Source organism: Kribbella alba, assembly GCF_039529635.1.
Taxonomy (GTDB): domain Bacteria; phylum Actinomycetota; class Actinomycetes; order Propionibacteriales; family Kribbellaceae; genus Kribbella; species Kribbella alba.
Genome location: NZ_BAAANE010000004.1, coordinates 133261 through 150954, shown reverse-complemented (window position 1 = coordinate 150954; position 17694 = coordinate 133261). Strand labels below are relative to the sequence as shown.

The 17694-nt window shown below is 67.1% G+C and carries 18 protein-coding genes and 1 other RNA gene; 8 read left to right on the top strand and 11 right to left on the bottom strand.

Going from position 1 to position 17694, the window contains the following annotated elements; translation table 11 throughout:
- Nucleotides 1-190 precede the first annotated feature (190 nt).
- Nucleotides 191-2314: an alpha-galactosidase gene (locus tag ABD210_RS07375; RefSeq protein ID WP_344110132.1), complete on the bottom strand. Its 2124-nt coding sequence runs from the start codon at nucleotides 2312-2314 to the stop codon at nucleotides 191-193.
- 220 nt (nucleotides 2315-2534) lie between these two features.
- Here ABD210_RS07375 and ABD210_RS07370 point away from each other — a divergent pair, with 220 nt between their 5' ends.
- From ABD210_RS07370 to ABD210_RS07360, 3 genes are all read left to right on the top strand, one after another.
- Complete coding sequence (locus ABD210_RS07370) at nucleotides 2535-3116, top strand: helix-turn-helix domain-containing protein (RefSeq protein ID WP_344110130.1); 582 nt, start codon at nucleotides 2535-2537, stop codon at nucleotides 3114-3116.
- Nucleotides 3113-3835 (top strand): SRPBCC family protein, encoded by a 723-nt coding sequence (locus ABD210_RS07365; RefSeq protein ID WP_344110128.1) that lies wholly within the window; start codon nucleotides 3113-3115, stop codon nucleotides 3833-3835. The genes ABD210_RS07370 and ABD210_RS07365 overlap by 4 nt, the downstream gene beginning before the upstream one ends.
- 192 nt (nucleotides 3836-4027) lie before the next feature.
- The gene (locus ABD210_RS07360; protein WP_344110127.1) at nucleotides 4028-5176 is read left to right on the top strand and encodes an SGNH/GDSL hydrolase family protein; all 1149 of its coding nucleotides are present in this window, start codon (nucleotides 4028-4030) and stop codon (nucleotides 5174-5176) included.
- Nucleotides 5177-5229: 53 nt separating this feature from the next.
- On the opposite strand, the gene ABD210_RS07355 is transcribed toward ABD210_RS07360, so the two are convergent.
- The 9 genes from ABD210_RS07355 to ABD210_RS07315 all read right to left on the bottom strand — a co-directional run bounded on the left by ABD210_RS07355 (nucleotide 5230) and on the right by ABD210_RS07315 (nucleotide 11693).
- On the bottom strand, nucleotides 5230-5916 hold the full coding sequence (locus ABD210_RS07355) for a YoaK family protein (protein WP_344110126.1): 687 nt from the start codon (nucleotides 5914-5916) through the stop codon (nucleotides 5230-5232).
- A 338-nt stretch (nucleotides 5917-6254) separates the two neighbouring features.
- Nucleotides 6255-6635: a transfer-messenger RNA gene (ssrA, locus tag ABD210_RS07350) on the bottom strand.
- Nucleotides 6636-6743: 108 nt separating this feature from the next.
- The gene (locus ABD210_RS07345) at nucleotides 6744-7304 is read right to left on the bottom strand and encodes a DUF1707 and DUF4870 domain-containing protein (protein WP_344110125.1); all 561 of its coding nucleotides are present in this window, start codon (nucleotides 7302-7304) and stop codon (nucleotides 6744-6746) included.
- 69 nt (nucleotides 7305-7373) lie between these two features.
- Nucleotides 7374-7844: an SsrA-binding protein SmpB gene (gene smpB / locus ABD210_RS07340; RefSeq protein WP_344110124.1), complete on the bottom strand. Its 471-nt coding sequence runs from the start codon at nucleotides 7842-7844 to the stop codon at nucleotides 7374-7376.
- A 21-nt stretch (nucleotides 7845-7865) separates the two neighbouring features.
- A complete protein-coding gene (locus ABD210_RS07335; protein WP_344110123.1) occupies nucleotides 7866-9146 on the bottom strand; it encodes a peptidoglycan DD-metalloendopeptidase family protein in 1281 nt (426 codons plus the stop codon).
- A 222-nt stretch (nucleotides 9147-9368) separates the two neighbouring features.
- Nucleotides 9369-10280, bottom strand: a complete 912-nt coding sequence (gene ftsX, locus ABD210_RS07330) for a permease-like cell division protein FtsX (RefSeq protein ID WP_344110122.1) — start codon at nucleotides 10278-10280, stop codon at nucleotides 9369-9371.
- A gap of 18 nt (nucleotides 10281-10298) precedes the next feature.
- Nucleotides 10299-10988 (bottom strand): cell division ATP-binding protein FtsE, encoded by a 690-nt coding sequence (gene ftsE / locus ABD210_RS07325; RefSeq protein WP_344110121.1) that lies wholly within the window; start codon nucleotides 10986-10988, stop codon nucleotides 10299-10301.
- A 167-nt stretch (nucleotides 10989-11155) separates the two neighbouring features.
- A complete protein-coding gene (locus tag ABD210_RS07320; RefSeq protein WP_344110119.1) occupies nucleotides 11156-11320 on the bottom strand; it encodes a hypothetical protein in 165 nt (54 codons plus the stop codon).
- Nucleotides 11313-11693 carry a hypothetical protein gene (locus ABD210_RS07315; protein WP_344110118.1) on the bottom strand — a complete coding sequence of 127 codons (381 nt, stop codon included), beginning with the start codon at nucleotides 11691-11693 and terminating at the stop codon, nucleotides 11313-11315. The genes ABD210_RS07320 and ABD210_RS07315 overlap by 8 nt, the downstream gene beginning before the upstream one ends.
- A 141-nt stretch (nucleotides 11694-11834) precedes the next feature.
- On the opposite strand from ABD210_RS07315, the gene ABD210_RS07310 reads away from it, so the two are divergent.
- The 5 genes from ABD210_RS07310 to ABD210_RS07290 all read left to right on the top strand — a co-directional run bounded on the left by ABD210_RS07310 (nucleotide 11835) and on the right by ABD210_RS07290 (nucleotide 16638).
- Entirely contained in the window at nucleotides 11835-12881 is a 1047-nt protein-coding gene (locus tag ABD210_RS07310; protein WP_344110116.1) for a carbohydrate kinase family protein, read from the top strand.
- Between the two features lie 136 nt (nucleotides 12882-13017).
- Nucleotides 13018-14304, top strand: coding sequence for an ABC transporter substrate-binding protein (locus tag ABD210_RS07305; protein ID WP_344110114.1), 1287 nt, complete (start codon nucleotides 13018-13020; stop codon nucleotides 14302-14304).
- Entirely contained in the window at nucleotides 14304-15227 is a 924-nt protein-coding gene (locus ABD210_RS07300; RefSeq protein WP_344110113.1) for a carbohydrate ABC transporter permease, read from the top strand. Before ABD210_RS07305 ends, ABD210_RS07300 begins: the two co-directional genes overlap by 1 nt.
- Nucleotide 15228: 1 nt before the next feature.
- Nucleotides 15229-16077: a carbohydrate ABC transporter permease gene (locus ABD210_RS07295; RefSeq protein WP_344110112.1), complete on the top strand. Its 849-nt coding sequence runs from the start codon at nucleotides 15229-15231 to the stop codon at nucleotides 16075-16077.
- 78 nt (nucleotides 16078-16155) lie between these two features.
- Nucleotides 16156-16638 (top strand): tannase/feruloyl esterase family alpha/beta hydrolase, encoded by a 483-nt coding sequence (locus ABD210_RS07290; protein WP_425552639.1) that lies wholly within the window; start codon nucleotides 16156-16158, stop codon nucleotides 16636-16638.
- A 55-nt stretch (nucleotides 16639-16693) separates the two neighbouring features.
- On the opposite strand, the gene ABD210_RS07285 is transcribed toward ABD210_RS07290, so the two are convergent.
- Nucleotides 16694-17686 (bottom strand): TIGR03842 family LLM class F420-dependent oxidoreductase, encoded by a 993-nt coding sequence (locus ABD210_RS07285; protein WP_344110111.1) that lies wholly within the window; start codon nucleotides 17684-17686, stop codon nucleotides 16694-16696.
- Nucleotides 17687-17694 lie beyond the last annotated feature (8 nt).

The window sequence follows — 17694 nt, the reverse complement described above, 5'->3', positions numbered from 1 at the left end:
GCTCGCGGTTTCCGACTGCACCGATCGTGTCTTCCGAACCCCCTCGCCCGCGTCGCCTCGGCGGCTACACCTGTCCTACTCCCGGCGGCGCACCCTGCGCCGCCGGGAGCAGTACGACGTACTCCCCCGGGCGTAGCCGCTCCCAGGGGAAACCCTCAGGACATTCGTCGTCGTCAAGGACGGTGTCCTCCTAGTCGATGGCGTGGACTTCCAGCAAGATCGCGCTCTCGGGCCACTGCGCCGGAACCTGAACGCCGACGGCCGCCAGGGCAGCACCGTTCAGTTCAACCTGACCACCGTCGACCCACCAGGGCGCTGTTCGCGACTGCTGTCCGGGTGTCGCCGGCTTGGACACCCGATACGTCCGCTTCGCGTCCAAGCCGGGCAGCCGGACCCGGCCGAGGTCGGACGTGATCGACTGAGTCAGCTGTACGGCGGAGTAGACCGCGCGCGAACCGTCCTGCGCGACGACACCGTGCAGCAGGAAGTCCTCTGAACCGCGATCGGCGCGAACCACCCGGCCGGTGTGCAGCAGCGGTCGCAGTTCCTTGTGCAGTGCGACCCAACCTGCGAGTTCCTTGCGCTCCTCCGCCGAGGCCGCGCTGATGTCCCACTCGATGCCGAAGTGACCGAACAACGCGGTCGTCGCGCGGAACGCCAGGCTCTGGGTCCGGCCGGTGGTGTGGGCCTTCGGTGGGCCGACGTGGCAGCCGATCAGCTCCGGCGGGAGCAGCAGTTGGGTGTAGCGCTGGATCTTCTGGCGCTCCAGCGCGTCGTTGCTGTCGCTGCCCCAGACCCGGTCGGTCCGCTCCAGGATGCCGAGGTCGACCCGGGCACCGCCGGACGAGCAGGACTCGATCTCCAGCCCGGGGTGGCGCCGCTTGAGCTCGTTCAGCAGCCGGTAGACGCCCAGCGTCTGCTCGTGGATGCCGGCGGTCCCGGTGATCTGGTTGCCGCCGTCAACGAAGTCGCGGTTGTGATCCCACTTCAGGTAGCTGATGTCGTACTCGTTCAGCAGGCTGTCGAGCCGCTCGAGCAGGTAGTCGTAGGCCGCGGGGATGCCCAGGTTGAGGCCCTGCTGGTGCCGGGCGGTCGGGGGCATCCGGTTGCCGGTGGCAAGGATCCATTCGGGGTGCTCGCGGGCCAGGTCGGAGTCGGGGTTCACCATCTCCGGCTCCACCCACAGGCCGAACTGCAGGCCGAGCCCGGTGACGTGGTCGACCAGCGGGTGCAGGCCCTTCGGCCAGATCCCCTCGTCGACGTACCAGTCGCCCAGGCCGGCGTGGTCGTCGCGGCGGCCGCGGAACCAGCCATCGTCAAGAACGAATCGCTCGGCCCCCACCTCGGCGGCCGCGTCCGCGAGCGCCTTCAGCTTCTCCAGGTCGAGGTCGAAGTACACCGCCTCCCAGGTGTTCAGGACCACCGGACGGTCGGTCTTGGGGTGCGTGTCGCGGGCGCGCAGGTACTCGTGGAACCGCGCGGACAGTTGGTCCAGGCCCACGCCGTACGAGCCGTAGATCCAGGGGGTGCTGTAACTCCCGGCAGGCTCCAGCCGACCCTCGCCCGGCAGCAGCAGTTCGCCGCCGCCGATCACGGCGAACCCGCTCATGCCGCGTTCGGCGTACGAGCGGTGGTTGCCGCTCCAGGCGGTGTGCACGGCCCAGATCTCGCCGTCGCCGAAATCGAAGCCGCGGGTGCCGGCGATCAGCAGCAAGGTGGCGTCGGCGCCGGTGCGGCCGCGGCGGTTGTCGCGGATGTGCGCGCCCTGGGTGAACGCGTGCCGCTGCGGGTGCCGCTCACCGATGTGCCGGCCGGTCATGTCGAGCAGCTCGGTCGCCTCGGTCGGCACCGGCAGCGCGAGGACCAGCCCGTCGACCGTGTACGCCGAGTCGCCGGTGTTCGTGAGGTCCGCCTTGGCCTTCACCAGGCCGGAGTCGGTCAGAAGGATGGTCAGGTGGAGCTTCAGACCGGCTCCGGGATCCGCCGCCTCGACCTCAACGGAGTTGCCGGTCTGGACCGCGCTGATGAGCTGGAACGACGCGGAGAAGTCGTGTCCGTCGCGGTGCCCGTTCAGGCCCGGCAGGCCGAACCAGCCCGCGGAGTACTCGGGGATGATCGCCACCGGCAGGTTGTCGTCCAGCCCGTTGCCGGCCTGCACCGCGCCCGCGCCACGCCTGAGATCAAGCAGAGCTGATTCGGTCAGTTCACCAAGGTCCGCGCCCCAGTGCACGACCGACGGCAGGGCCGGACCGGAGCAGTCCAGCACGAGACTCACGCCCGCGGCGCGGAGCTGCAGCACACTGATGTTCGACACTGTTGAATCACTCTGCCTTCTGATTGATTGCAGGACGGAACTATTTACCCTGAGTCCAGGGATGTCAATAGCTTCACTCGGTTAAGTAAGTACCTTAGTTGCCCGCGTCCGCCCTGCACAGTGGCCAAAGGCCCCACGCCCGGCCAGGACCTTGGTCGCCCGCTATCCGGTCGCCTCCGAGTTATTGACAAAATAAACTGTCAATACGAGTCTGGTCCGTGTGAAGCTCCTCGAAGAACCGGACAAGGTGCGGGCGGCGTTGTCCCCGCTCCGGCGGCAACTGCTGAGCCTGCTGCAGGAGCCGGCATCCGGGACGCAACTCGCGGCAACGCTCGATGTCCCCAGGCAGCGCGTCAACTACCACTTGCGCGAGCTGGAGAAGGCCGGGCTTGTGGAGCTGGTCGAGGAGCGGCAGCGACGAGGCTTCGTCGAGCGGATCCTGCGTGCGACCGCCGAAGCGTTCGTGGTGGATCCCGCGCTGATGGGCGCGCGCGCCTTCACCCAGCTTCACGACCAGTACGCCGCCGAGCACCTGGTCGAGGTTGCCGCGGGAACAGTTCGGGACGTCGCCCGGATGCAGAGCAAGGCGGACACGTCCGGCAAGCGACTGCTGACGTTCACCCTCGAGACGGAGGTGCGGTTCGCCGAGCCCGGCGACGTGCACCGCTTCACCGACGCCCTGACCGAAGCAGTACGACGAACCGTCGAGGCCTTCGACAGCGAAGGCGGTCGGCCCTATCGCCTGATCGCCGGCGGCCACCCCGCGCCCCGCAGTACGGGAGTTCAAGGAGAGCCGACATGACCGAGGACCAGGGACCGCGGATCGAGGTGACCGTGGCGGCGCCGGTCGAGGTGGTGTGGGACGCCTTGCGGGACAAGGAGAAGATCCGGCACTGGCACGGCTGGGAGTACGAAGGCACCGAGGGCGGCCTGGACCAGGAGATCGACCAGATCTACTTCACCGGGTTCACCGAGGACGCGGCGGCGCGAACGCTGGAGCTTGAGGGCGGCGACCGGTTCGTGGTGGAGCCTGTCGAGGGCGGCTCGAGGGTCACCCTGACTCGGGCAGCGTACGGCGACAACCCGGAGTGGGACGCGTACTACCACGACATCACCGAGGGCTGGATCACCTTCATCCACCAACTCCGGTTCTCGCTCGAGCATCACCCGAGCGAGCCGCGCAGAACCCTGTTCTACTCGGGCCAGGGTGACCCCGGCCCTGCTCAGGTGCTGGGAATCCCCGAGCTGCCGAGCGGAACGCAGTACGAGGTCGAGCTTGTCGGGGAGCCCGCGAGCGGTCGCGTCTGGTTCCGCTCGGAGCACCAGGTGGGACTGACGGTCGACGGCTGGGGCGACGGCCTGCTCGTGCTCAGCCACGTCGCCCCCTCGGAGCAGAAGCCGAACGGCGCCGCGATGGCGGTCCTCACCTTGTACGACGTGGACGACGCCGCCCGCGCAGCGATCGACAAGCGCTGGCGTGACTGGTGGTCGCCACGCTTCGAGTCGGCCGACGCAAGCTGACACCGTGGTGACAGGGCGCAAACGTGTCAGTACTCTCGGTCTATCTTCTCGGGTTACCCGGGAGTACATTCTCGCTGCACGGTGACCAGCACGGGGTCCTAGTGGTCACCGACCTTCGGCGAGAGAGGCCTTCCGGTGCAGATTCCGCGAAGTCGTCGTTTGTCCGTACCGCTCCTCCTACTGACGGCCGCCGTGAGCCTGGTCGTCGCCTCCCCATCAGCCCACGCCGACGGCCCAGGCGCCGGTACGCCGTACGTCGTGACGGTCGGGGATTCCTACATCTCGGGCGAGGCCGGTCGCTGGGCCGGCAGCTCGAACAACTCCGAAGCACCCGCTGACGCGCTCGGTGCGCACGCGTACCACGACAACGCCAGCGGGACCGCCGAGACGATCCCGAGGTGTCACCGCAGCAAATCGGCGGAGGCCTACATCGGCGGCGGAGTCAGCGGACTCGACCTCGCCTGCTCCGGCGCAAGGACGAACACCACGACCGGCGACTACTTCAAGCCGGGGATCGACTTCTACGACGACGGCGCCGGAAACCTCGGCCAGGCGAAGCTGCTCCAGCAGTTCGCCACGAACCACAACGTGAAGCTCGTCGTCGCCTCCATCGGCGGCAACGACTTCAACTTCGCGTCGATCGTGCAGTCCTGCGTCTCGGACTTCCTGCTGTCGCCGTCGTGGAACCCGGATTACTGCAAGGACGACTCATCGGTGGTCGCGAACTTCACCTCCGCCAACGTCACCGCAGTACGGGGCCGGATCGCGACGTCCTTCCAGAACGTCCGGACGGCGATGCGCAACGCCGGGTACGCCGACGGCGCGTGGACGCTGCTGGTGCAGACGTACCCCTCACCCATCCCGGCAGGCAGCGGGTTCCGCTACAGCCAGACCGGCTACACCCGCCAGGACACCGGGGGTTGCGGTTTCTGGAACGCGGACGCCGACTGGGCCAACGCAACCGCCCTGGGAACCATCAACAGCACGGTCCGCGCCGCGATCGGCCAATCCGGCCTGACGAACACGCGCCTCCTCGAACTGCAGTCGACCTTCAACGGCAGGCGCCTCTGCGAGAAGACCGTCGGCCTCTACGAGGAGGTCGGCCTGTCGTCCTGGACCCAGCCGACCGCGGTCGACAAGACCGAGTGGATCAACCAGATCCGTACCGTCACCACCGTCGGCTCGAACTACTACATCCAGGAATCCATTCACCCCAACTACTGGGGCCAACTAGCCCTCCGGTCCTGTGTCCGCCAGTCCTACACCCTCAACCGAGGCGGCACCTGCACCATCTCGGGTACCGGATTGCTGAGTGGCGAACCCCGGATGACCCTGAACTGACAAGGCGCTTGCGTCCGAAGAACAGCGGGTCCTGCCCCGCGGTTCTTCGGACGCTACGGCTTTGGAGCCTCTGCTGGAGCTGGGCCGAAGACGAAGATGCCGGCGGCGACGGCGACTGCGGCGGCAGCCAACAGGATCACGCCCGAGATAGTTGCCTGGAGCAGCAATGCGCCGACAGCCGCGCCGGCGAGCATCGCGGCGACGGACCCGAGCCGGCGGTAGGGGCTGGCGGACCGGCCGCCTCCGAGGACGCTGTCGGCTGCAAGACCGGTCAATGTGAGTGTCAGCACGGTGGTGGTCATGTCTTTTGGCCCCGCGTGCCTGACCGTCGCGTTCTGCACGCCGAAACACCCCGCCAGCAAGAAGATCAGCCCGTACGACGTACCGCCCGTACGCTGCAGCACATCCGTCGCGACCAACAGCGCCGCGATCGCAAGCAGCAGCGCCTGCGCCCCGAACACGATCCCCAACCACCGGCGCGGCCGATCCTCCAGCACCGCCGCGGCGCGACCCCCGACCAGCGAGCCGAGCAAGAACCCCGCCAGCGAGAACAACGGCGCCACCACCGTGAACCCCGACTCCGGCGACACTGCGAATCCCAGGAACACCACGTTCCCGGTCATGTTGGCGACGAACGTACGCCCCAACGCCAAGTAGCTGACCGCGTCGATCAACCCCGTCGCCGCGGTCAACGACAAGAACGCCGCCACCTCCCACCGCCCCCGCACAGGCACCACCATGCCAACCAAGCTAGAGCTAGCCCGGCGAACGGCGAATCCCCGGCAGCGGGGGTCCACGGGGACCGCTCCCAGGCATGCCTAAGCCGCCAGTCCCCTCCGCGAAGCCCGCGCCGAGATCTCACCACCGTTGGGAACGCCGACTGTGCCGACCGTGTCGCCGGTAAGCGCTTGCCAGCGACACGGTCGGCACACTCGACCGGAGCGAGCTGGGGAGGACGACTGGGCGAACTATCCGGATCTCGGCAGCTATACGAGTCCCGCATCGTAGAGCTCGCGAGGGCCGGGCATGAAGAAGCCCCGGCAGCGGGTGGCTGCCGGGGCTGTGTTCGACTTCAAAGGGGTGGAGGTGGCGGGAATCGAACCCGCGTCCTTCAGCGTCGCTCCAAGACTTCTCCGGGCGCAGTCTGTTAGTCGCTTTTCTCAGCCCCAGCACTCTCACAGACAAAGTTGCTGACAGGCTCAGTCACTGTAGATGTCCCGCGTCAACCCCGTGACCGGGTTGACGAAGCAAGCTTCCTAGCTGAGGCCAGGAACCGGGTCGGAAGCATCCCCGGGCTGACCGCTTCTTAGGTGCTCAGGCCGTCAGGCGGCGAGAGCGAAGCTACTGCGCGAATTAACGTTGGCAGTTATTGGTTTCCAGAGATCGTTTACGAGATAACCCTGGATCCTCGGCCCGCTTCCCTTGGAACGTACGTCCAAAGTCGAAACCGTTCACCCCCTCTTGAGTTGTCAAACCCCACGGTCGAGAAGCAAGCTCCTTCACCGCAGGATCATCACACTATCAACTCCAACAACCCGGCCGCACCAGAGATTCCCGTCACCCGGTGTCAGCGGACGAGGCGAAGGGTGAAGGGGTAGCGGAAGTCGGAGCCGAGCAGGGCAGCCAGGCCGCCGATGCCGGTGAGGACGAACCAGACCACGCCGACCAGGGGGAAGAGGAAGCCCGTGAAGCCGTGGGTGACGCCCGTGACCACGCCCAGCAGAGCGAAGACGGCGAGGGTGCTCAGCTGGAAGTTCAGCGCCTCCACCGCGTGCCTGCGCACGACCGGGTTCTCCTTGCCGGCGGTCGCGACGATCAGCGCCGGGCCGACGAAGGAGGTGGGATAGCCGAGCCAGTGGGCCACCATGCCCATCCCACGGCCCTTTCCGCCATACGGCTTGACCGGTCCGGGCCGGGTGAAGGCCGCCGGCGCGTACGTCGGGACCGGGCGCGAGACCAGTCCGTTGAAGGTGCCGTTCAGCTCGGCGCGGGTCCGGGCCTTGAGGGCCAGCTCGAGCCGGGTGTCGAACTCGAGGTGGTCCAGCCGGCCGTCGGCATACATCTCTTGCAGGATCTCGACTGCACGGTCCCGTTGGGCCGGCGTCACCAGGAGGTCTGAAGTGGACATGCACCCACTGTGCGCGCGGCCGGCCGACGAACCCATAGGGTTCCGCCCGGACCGGTCCCTGAGCGACCCCTAGCGGCGGCTGCGCTCGGAGAGGGCGCGCTGGGCCTCGCGGCCGGCCTGGCGCTCGGCCAGGGCGTGCCGCTTGTCGTAGTCCCTCTTGCCTCGCCCGGTCGCGAGCTCGACCTTCGCGTAGCCGTCCTTGAAGTACAGAGACAGCGGGATCAGAGAGACGCCCTGCTGCTCGACGGCCTTGATCAGCTTCTGCAGCTCGTCCTTGTGCAGCAGCAGCTTGCGGGTCCGCCTTGGTTCGTGGTTGGTCCAGGTGCCGTGCGTGTACTCCGGGATGTGCATCCCCTGTAGCCACAGCTCGTTACCTCGCACGGAGGCATAAGCGTCGACGAGGGAGGCCCGACCCAGCCGCAGGGACTTCACCTCGGTCCCGGTCAGCACGAGTCCGGCCTCCACCACGTCGTCGATGTGGTAGTCGTGTCGCGCCTTACGATTCTGCGCGATCGGTTTGTGGCCGGTCTGTTTCACCATCCGACCAGTATCTCAGACCTGTCAGAGCCACTTCATCGGATTAACGACGACGCCGTCCTGGTAGACCATGAAGTGCAGGTGGCAGCCGGTCGAGTAGCCGGTGGTGCCGACGTAGCCGATCACTTGGCCCTTCACCACGTGCTGCCCGACCCGGACCTTGTAGCGCGACAGGTGGTTGTAGACCGTCGTGATGGAGTCGCCCCGGATCACCCCGTGCGAGATGAACAGCCGGTTGCCGTAGCCGCCGTTGTAGTAGCGGTCCGTGACAACCCCGCTCGCCGCGGCGTGGATCGGCGTACCGCAGCCGGCGCCGAAGTCGGTGCCGTCGTGCAGCTTCCAGTAATGCAGGATCGGATGGAACCGCATGCCGTACGGCGAAGTGATGTACGTGTTGATCGGGTAGCTGAGCCCGGACGAACTGCCCGGGTCGTTCGGTACGGTGCGTGGCGGCCGGTGTTCCTTCTTCGCCTTCGCGCGCTCGGCTGCCTCCGCGGCGGCCTTCCGGCGGGCGGCGGCGGCCTTCTCGGCCCGGGCACGAGCGACCAGGATCTGCTGGACCCTGTTCCGCTCGGACACCAGCGCGTTGTACTGCGCGAGCTCGGAGTTCTTGTCTTTCTCGGCGGCCTGTTGCGTGGTCAGTCGAGTTGCCGCGACCGCGGCTGCCTCCGCCTTGTCCGCGGCAACCTGCTGAGTCAGCGCGGTGACCTCCTGGACCGTGCGAGCGGCCTCGGCACGCTGGGCCGCGACGATCTTCTCAGCCTCGGCGACCTTCACCCGCTGGTTCGCGAGCTGCGCCTGGGCGTCGTTGAGCCTGGTGATCGCGTTGCCCTGGATGCCGAACACGTTGCGCTGGACCTGCATCCCGGTGGCGAGGTCGGCAGGCGACGCGCCGCGCAGCACGATCGACAGCCCGACCAGGCTGTTCTGCTGCTGGTACGCCGAACGCACGGCGCGGCCCGCGATCTGCTTCTGCTGCAGGATGACCTGCTCGCCGGCGTCGACGGCGTTCATCGCGGTCTGCAGAGCGGCTTCCGCCTGCTTCAGCTTGCCCGCGGCAACCACATCGGCTGCTTTCGCGGCAGCCAGCTTGCCTTGGGCCGCGGCGTACTTGACCTGGACAGCCTTGTACTGCGTCTCGGCCTGGTTGTACGCGGCAACGGACTTGGCCAGCTGGTCGTACGACTGGTTCAGATCAGCCTTCTGCGAATTGATCTGCGAGTCGAGCTGCTTCTTCTTGGCGGCTGGATCCGGTGGGTCCGCCGCCTGGGCAGACGGAACCACCGCCAGGACTCCGGCGGACATGGACAGGACAAGGCAGCAAGCGGCGATAGCCGTCTGCCGACCGGTCGAGCCGCCCAGGCGCTGCCTGAGGGACCGTCCGCTCGGTGTGGCGGTGGCGCCGATGCTGTCGTCTCGCTGGATGCTCCCCCGCTTGCGCGGGTTCGCACCGGGGAAGTGCGGGACCACAGTCGACCCCTTGCTATGGGTTGAGTTGTCGTGCTACTGCACGATAAGTCACCCAGCTCAGACTTTGAGGTATTTCCGCGTTGTCAGGAATGTCGGGACCACGGCCAGGATCAGACCGACGACCACCATGATGAGTGTCGCCTGGAAGGTCTCGGACGCCCCGACCCACTGCCAGACCCGGAAAGTCTCCTGCGCGCGCTGCATCACCACGAAGTACACGCCGACCCAAAGGGTGCCGCAGGCAAGGACCGCGCCGATCAGGGCGGCCAGCACCGCTTCCAGCAGGAACGGCAGCTGGATATAGAAGTTCGAGGCGCCCACCAGGCGCATGATGCCTATCTCTCGCCGTCGCGCGTAGGCCGCCAACCGGATCGTGTTGGAGATCTGCATCAACGCCGCGACCAGCAGCAGGCCGGCCGCAACCAGCGCTCCCACTTGCAATCCGTTCAGCGCCTTGAACAGTGGATCCAGATACTGTCTGAGGTCCTGAACTGTGTCGACGCCAGGCAGGCCCGCCACGGCGCTGACCAGGTTCTGGTAGCGCTGAGGATCCTTCAGCTTGACCCGGAAGGACTCCTGCATCTGGTCCTCGGTGACCGTGCTGACGATCGGCGAGTCCTTGTACAGCTTCCGGAACTGGTCGAACGCTTCCTTCTTGGTCTCGCCGAAGACCCCCTCCGGCGCGGTGTCCGGGCTGGACTCGATCACCTGCTTGATCCGGTTCTTCTGCTCCGTGGTCACCTCGGCGCCCGAGCAACCGCGGCCGCCGGAGTCCTTGGTGCAGAGGAAGACCGAGATCTGGATCTTGTCGTACCAGTTCCCCTTCATCAGGTCGACCTGCTCGCGGGCGAGCAGCGCACTGCCGAACAGCGACAGCGACACCCAGATGGTGACGACGACCGCGATCGTCATCGAGAGGTTCCGCTTCAGCCCGATACCGAGGTCCGAGAGGATGTAGTTCAAGCGCATAACTGGTTAGTCCCTGTCCTAGTGCTGGTAGCCGTAGACGCCACGCGACTCGTCGCGGACGACCTGGCCGTTCTCCAGCTCGATGACGCGCTTGCGCATCTGGTCCACGATCGACACGTCATGGGTCGCCATCACCACGGTCGTGCCGGTCCGGTTGATCCGGTCCAGCAGCTTCATGATGCCGACCGAGGTACCGGGGTCGAGGTTTCCGGTCGGCTCGTCGGCGATCAGGATCATCGGCCGGTTCACGAACGCGCGAGCGATCGCGACCCGCTGCTGCTCACCACCGGACAGCTCGTCGGGGAGCCGGTCCTCCTTGCCGTCCAGACCGACCAGCTCGAGCACCTCGGGCACCGTCTTGCGGATGTGCTGGCGTGGCTTGCCGATCACCTGCAGCGCGAAGGCGACGTTCTCCGCGACGGTCTTGTTCGGCAGCAGCCGGAAGTCCTGGAAGACCGTGCCGATCTGGCGCCGCATCTGCGGGATCCGCCAGCTCGCGAGCCGGTTCAGGTCCTTGCCGGCGACCATGATGTGGCCCTTGGAGGTCCGGTGCTCGCGCAGCACCAGGCGAAGGAACGTCGACTTGCCGGACCCGGAGGTGCCGACCAGGAAGACGAACTCGCCCTTCTCGATCTCGACGTTCACGTTCAGCAGGGCAGCCTTGGACTGCCCCTCGTACGTCTTGGAAACATTCTCGAAGCGGATCACGGGAGATTCCGGCCGTGGTCGGGAACAGGGAGCAACGTAATGGTCACCACGAGGGCACCGTACGCCACCGGAGCGGCCGTCGATCAGTGTAGGTGCTCCGACACCCCGGGTCCGATCAGGCCTGCCGTCCCGGCCTACCGTCCGATACCCGGTACTGCGGGTCGCGGTCAGGCGGGAGCGGGCGCGGTGCCGTTGCCGTTCTCGGGGCGGGCGTCCGCGATCCGCGCGACTCCCGGCTCGGGCTTGCGGCCGGCCCTGCGTGCTGCCTCGACGTGCAGCCGGGCCAGCTCGACGGCCTGGCGGGAGACTCTGACGGTCTTCTTCTCAGCCATCGGCGCTGTCTCCCTCGACTACTTCGGTTTCTTCGTCCGCTAGTTCAGCGTACGCGGCCGGACCTACCCGGTCGATCGCAACAGCGGCCGTCAGCGCGGCGACCAGGTCGTAGTCCTCCGGCTGCAACAGCTCCGATCTCATCAGTGAACGCAGCGTCACCACCCCGGCGTCCGTGCCGACCTCCTCGCCCTCCATGATCTGCTCGACCGCCCACCGGACCATCCGCATCGTCTCCTCGCGGTGCCGCCAGGTATCCAGCTCGCGATCGGACTTGCGGGTCAGGTAGGCCCCCAGCGCGACGCCGCCGAGCGCCAGGAACGGGCTCAGCACGGTCACGATCACCGCTACGACCGAGATCCACGTCGGGATCACGAACACACCCCGGATGTCATCCGCGTCCTCCCAAATCCATGGTGATGGCCGGTCGATGATGCTACGAAGGAGAGCGTTGCACCAGCCACCGACAATCAGGCATCACAATCAGCCACCGGCAGAGGGAGCACTGTCACCGTGATGGACGAGCCGGACCGCTACGACGTGTTCGTACAGGGGACCGTGTTCCTCGACATCGTGCTGACCGGCCTGGAGTCCGCCCCGACCACCGGTACCGAGATCTTCGCCGAGGGCATGGGGTCCTGCCCGGGCGGCGTCGCCAACTTCGCCATTGCCGCGAGCCGGCTCGGCCTGAACAGCGGCCTGGCCGCGGTCTTCGGCGACGACGTCTACGCCGATTTCTGCTGGCGCACGCTGGCCGACCAGGAAGGCGTCGACCTGTCCCACTCGCGCCGGATCGGTCACTGGCACTCCCCCGTCACCGTGTCCATGTCGATCGACCGCGACCGCGCGATGGTCACCCACGCGCACGAGGCACCGGGCGACCCGAGCAAGCTGGTCGGCCCCGGGCTGCGGACTCGCTCCGCGATCGTGCCCGTCGCCGAGGAGCTGCCCAGCTGGACCGCCGAGGCTCGCGAGTCCGGCGCGCTGCTGTTCGGCGACGTCGGCTGGGATCCGACGGATACCTGGTCGCCCGCGGTGCTCGACGTACTCGAAGGCTTCCATGCGTTCACACCGAACGCGGGCGAGGCGATGGCCTACACACGCACCGACACGCCGAAGGCCGCGCTGCACAAGCTGGCCGAGCGGGTCCCGCTGGCCGTCGTGACGAACGGCTCCGACGGCGTGCTGGCGATCGACTCGACCACCGGCGAGGAGGAGCAGGTCCCCGCGCTGCCGGTCCGCTCGTACGACCCCACCGGAGCGGGTGATGTCTTCCTGGCGTCGCTCGTGCTCGGCACGCTCCGCGGCTGGCCGCTGGCGCATCGACTGGCCTTCGGCAACCTGTGCGCCGGCCTGTCGGTCCAGCAGTTCGGCGGCTCGCTCGCCGCGCCCGGCTGGGGCGACATCATCGACTGGGTCCGCGACCACACCCGCCATCGCCCCGGCGGCGTCGACCCCGAGGTCCTGCGCCACTACGCCTTCATCGGCGACGTCCTGCCCGAAGGCCCCGTCCCCATCGTCCGCCGCGCCAGCGCCACCATCGGCCGCCTCTCCGACGCCTAGGACGAGATTCCTCCGAGTTCTGGACCTGTGTTTTCCCGCCCCTCGGAAATGGGCACCTCGGAGATCGGATCGGTCGTAGGGTCGGTCCCTGGAGCGCGGGCTGTGGGACCGTGCCGGACTTTGGAGGTACGGCGAGATGTCAGGTGCCGGTGGCAACGGGTTCAGTCGGCGGCGATTGCTGGCGGTGGGCGGCGGGCTGGCCGCGATGGCGGTCGCGGGATGTGGTTCCAACACGGGTCGCAGCTCCTCCGGCAGTTCGAGCGGCGGCAAGCCGACCTTGTCGCAGTGGTACCACCAGTACGGCGAGCCCGGCACCCAGCAGGCGGTCGAGCGGTATGCCAAGGAGTACCCCGATGCCACGGTGACGGTGCAGTGGACGCCTGGCGACTACGACAAGAAGGTGGCCTCGGCACTGCTGACCGACGGCGGGCCGGACGTCTTCGAGTACGGCAACGGCCCGAGCATCGACATGATCAAGGCGGGTCAGGTCGTCGACCTGAGCGACCTGCTCGGAGACGCCAAGTCCGACTTCACCCCGTCGTTGATCTCGCGGATGACCTACCAGGACAAGCTGTACGCGATCCCGCAGGTCACGGACATGCAACTACTGGTCTACCGCAAGAGCCTGCTCTCGGCCGCCGGAGTCCAGCCGCCCCAGACCGTGGACGAGCTGATCGCGGCGGCCAAGAAGCTCACCACCGACAAGGTGAAGGGCCTGTTCGTCGGCAACGACGGCGGCGTCGGGATCCTCGGTGGTCCGGCGCTCTGGTCTGCCGGGCTCGACTACCTGACGCCGGACAACCAGTTCGGTTTCGACGACCCGGCCGCGGTCGAGTCACTGCGCAAGTTGCGCGAGCTGTTCACCTCGAAGGCATTGTTGCTCGGGGCACCGACCGACTGGTCCGACCCGTCGGCGTTCACCCAGGGCCTGACCGCGATGCAGTTCACCGGTCTGTGGACGTTGCCCCAGATCCAGAAGGCGCTGCAGGCCGACTTCGGCGTCCTCCCCTGGCCGAAGCTGAACGCGAGCACCGGCAACGCGAGCGTTCCGGTCGGCGCCTACGGCTCGGCGGTGAACTCGAAGTCGAAGAACGTCGACGCGGCGAAGAAGTTCGTCAAGTGGTTGTGGGTGGACCAGACCGACAAGCAGCTCGACTGGGCCCAGTCGTACGGCTTCCACATCCCGGCCCGCAAGAGCCTGGCCGGGAAGGCCGACAAGCTGAAGTCCGGCCCGGCCGCGGACGCGGTGAAGTTCGTGAACGAGGTCGGGCACGCCCAGACGCCACTGCTGTGGACGCCGAAGTCCGGTACTGCCTACTCCGACGCGCTGAACCGGATCATCAAGAACGGCTCCGACCCGGCGACCGAGATCAAGGCGGTCAAGGCCGTCGTGGAGGCAGAACTCAAGCGCATCGCCGGCTGATGGCAACATCTGTCGCGACCAGGCTGCGGGGCCGCTACGACCGCAACCTGTGGTTCCTGATCTTCGTCGGCCCGTTCGTCCTCGGGTTGCTGATCTTCGTCTACATCCCGATCATCTGGTCGGTGGTGCTGAGCTTCTTCGACGCGCGCAACACCGTCACGCCGACCGATTTCGTTGGCCTGGGCAACTACCTGGACATGTTGCGGGACTCGGCGTTCCGGTCCAGCCTGCTCACGTTCATCGTGTTCGCGCTGTTCATCGTGCCGACCACCTTCGTGGTCTCGATCGGTCTGGCGTTGCTGGTGAACCGCGCCCGGTTCGCCCGGACGTTCTTCCGCTCGGTGTTCTTCCTGCCGACCGCGTGTTCCTACGTGGTGGCGGCCCTCATCTGGAAGTTGTCGATCTTCTCCGGAGTGCGGTTCGGGCTGATGAACACCGTGCTCGGCTGGTTCGGGATCGAGCCGATCGCGTGGTTGTCGGTGACGCAGCCACCCTGGTACTGGCTGGTGATCGTCACCGCGCGCATGTGGTTGCAGGCCGGCTTCTACATGATCTTGTTCCTGGCCGGCCTGCAACGGATCTCGCCGTCGCTCTATGAAGCCGCCGCGATCGACGGCGCCACCGGGTGGAAGGTGCTGCGCTTCATCACCCTGCCGCAGCTGCGGGCCACCTCGACCGCAGTACTGCTATTGCTGCTGATCAACGCGTTCCAGGCCTTCGACGAGTTCTACAACCTGCTCTCCAGTTCCGGGCAGTACCCGCCCTATGCACGACCGCCGTTGGTCTACTTGTACTACGCGGCGCTAGGGCAGGGGCAGGACTTCGGGCACGGGAGTGCGGGGGCCGTCATTCTCACCCTGCTGATCGCTCTCGTCGCGCTCGGGCAGGGGCGGTTCCTCGGTCTCGGCCGGAGGGAGGACTGAAGTGGCCAACATCCAGCGAGCGGGCGTCGACAAGGCCGGCTCGGTGATCCGGTACGTCATCCTCGCGGTCGGTGCGATCCTCTTCCTGCTGCCGTTCTACCTGCTGGTCCGCAACGGGTTGTCGACCGAGGCGGACATCACCTCGCCCTCGTGGAAGTTGTTCCCCTCCTCGCTGCAGTGGAGCAACATCACCGACCTGTTCAACGACCCGGCCGTGCCGATGCTGCGCAGTCTGGTGAACTCCCTGGTGATCGCGGTCGTGCAGACCGTCGGCGTGCTGGTGATCTCGGGACTCGCCGGCTACGGATTGGCCAGGATCCCTTTCAGGTATGCGAATGCGGTGTTCCACTTCATCGTCGCGACCCTGCTGATCCCGGCGGCCGTGACGTTCGTGCCCAGCTTCGTCCTGGTCTCGTCGCTCGGCTGGGTGAGCACCTTGCGCGGACTGATCATCCCGGGGTTGTTCCAGGCCTTCGCCACGTTCCTGTTCCGCCAGTACTTCCTGAACTTCCCGCGCGAGCTCGAGGAAGCCGCTCAGCTCGACGGTACGGCGTACTGGGGAACGTTCTGGCGGATCGTCGTACCGAACTCGAAGGGGTTCATCGCCGCCATCGGCACGATCACCTTCATCGGTTCCTGGAACGCCTTCCTCTGGCCGCTCGTGATCGCGCAGGGGCAGGAATCCTGGACCGTCCAGATCGCCCTGTCCACCTTCCTCACCGCCCAGACCATCAACCTCCCCCAGTTGTTCATCGCCGCCTGTATCGCGATCCTCCCGCTGGTCGTGATGTTCGTCCTCCTCCAACGCTGGATCGTCGAGGGCGTGGAACGCTCCGGCATCAGCGAGTAGACGGCAGTTCCATGACCCCGCGGCGGTGGACACTGCGGCAATGATCGACAAGCTGCGTTCCCAGACAAGGGCAATGCGATGGGCCTCGACCTGTCCGCGTTCCGCCGGGCCGGCGGAAAGCTGATCATCTGGCACGGCTGGGACGACCAGACCGTCCCGGCGGTCGGAACCGTCGACTACTACGACCGGTTGACCCGGGCCAACGGGGGCCGGGTCGCGACCCAGCAGTGGGCCCGGTTGTTCATGGTGCCGACCAAGTACCACTGCGGGCTCGGCGGCTACAAGCTGACCGACCTCGACCCGGTGCCCGCGCTGATCGACTGGGTCGAGCGCGGCGACGCGCCGGACCGGATCATCGCCACCGCCGTCGACCCGAACGCCCACCAGGTGGTCAGGTCCCGGCCGGTCTTCCCGTACCCGCTGCGGGCCGCGTACGACGGAAGCGGAAGCATCGACGACGCAACCAACTTCGTCCCGGCCGCACCTCTGAGGGCCTCACAAGACACCATCCCTTGGGCGGGAACGGATCTCTACTACCGCCCCGGCCCGATCGCCCGCTGACCTTGTGGCAAGGCCGGCCTCCGAGCGGGGGCCGGCCTTCCGCGGGCGAACGTGCTCAGAAGGCCGGAATGATGTCCTTGCCGTACGCCGCGAGGGTGTCTTCCTTCGCGTCGTGCTGCAGATAGAGAGCGAACTGGTCGACCCCGATCGCCTTCAGCTCCTCCAGCCGCGCGAGATGGTTCTCGGCCGGGCCGAGAAGGCAGAACCGGTCGACCACCTCGTCCGGCACGAAGTCCGTGTGGGTGTTGCCGGCCCGCCCGTGCTCGGCGTAGTCGTAGCCCTTGCGTCCGGCGATGTAGTCCGTCAGCGCCCGCGGGATCTCGCCGGAGCTTCCGTACCGCTCGACGATGTCGGCGACGTGGTTCCCGACCATCCCGCCGAACCAGCGGGTCTGGTCGCGCTGGTGCCCGAGATCATCCCCGACGTATGCCGGGGCGGCCACGCAGAACTTGATCGTCGCGGGATCACGCCCGGCCTGTTCGGCGGACCGGCGTACGGCTGCGATCATCCACGCCGCGATGTCGGGATCGGCGAGCTGGAGGATGTACCCGTCGCCCACCTCGCCGGTCGCCGCCAGCGCCTTCGGGCCGTACGCCGCGACCCAGACCTCGAGCGCGCCGTTCTCGACCCAGGCGAACTTCAGCTGCCGGCCGCGATACTCGACCGTCCGGCCCGCCGCCAGCTCGCGCACCACCTCGACGCACTGCTTCAGCTCGTCGATCGTGCCCGGCTTCGCGCCGAGTGTGCGCAGCGCGGAGTCGCCACGGCCGATGCCGCAGATCGTGCGATTGCCGAACATCTCGTTCAGCGTGGCGAACTGGGACGCGATCACGGTCCAGTCGCGGGTGCCGGGGTTCGTCACCATCGGCCCGACGATCACCCGCTCGGTGGTCGCCAGGATCTGGCTGTAGATGACGAACGGCTCCTCCCAGAGCAGGTGCGAGTCGAACGTCCAGACGTGACTGAAGCCGGCCTCCTCGGCCTTGCGTGCGAGCTCAACCACCGCCGACGCGGGCGGATCGCACTGGAACACCACTCCGAAGTCCACCGGCTTGC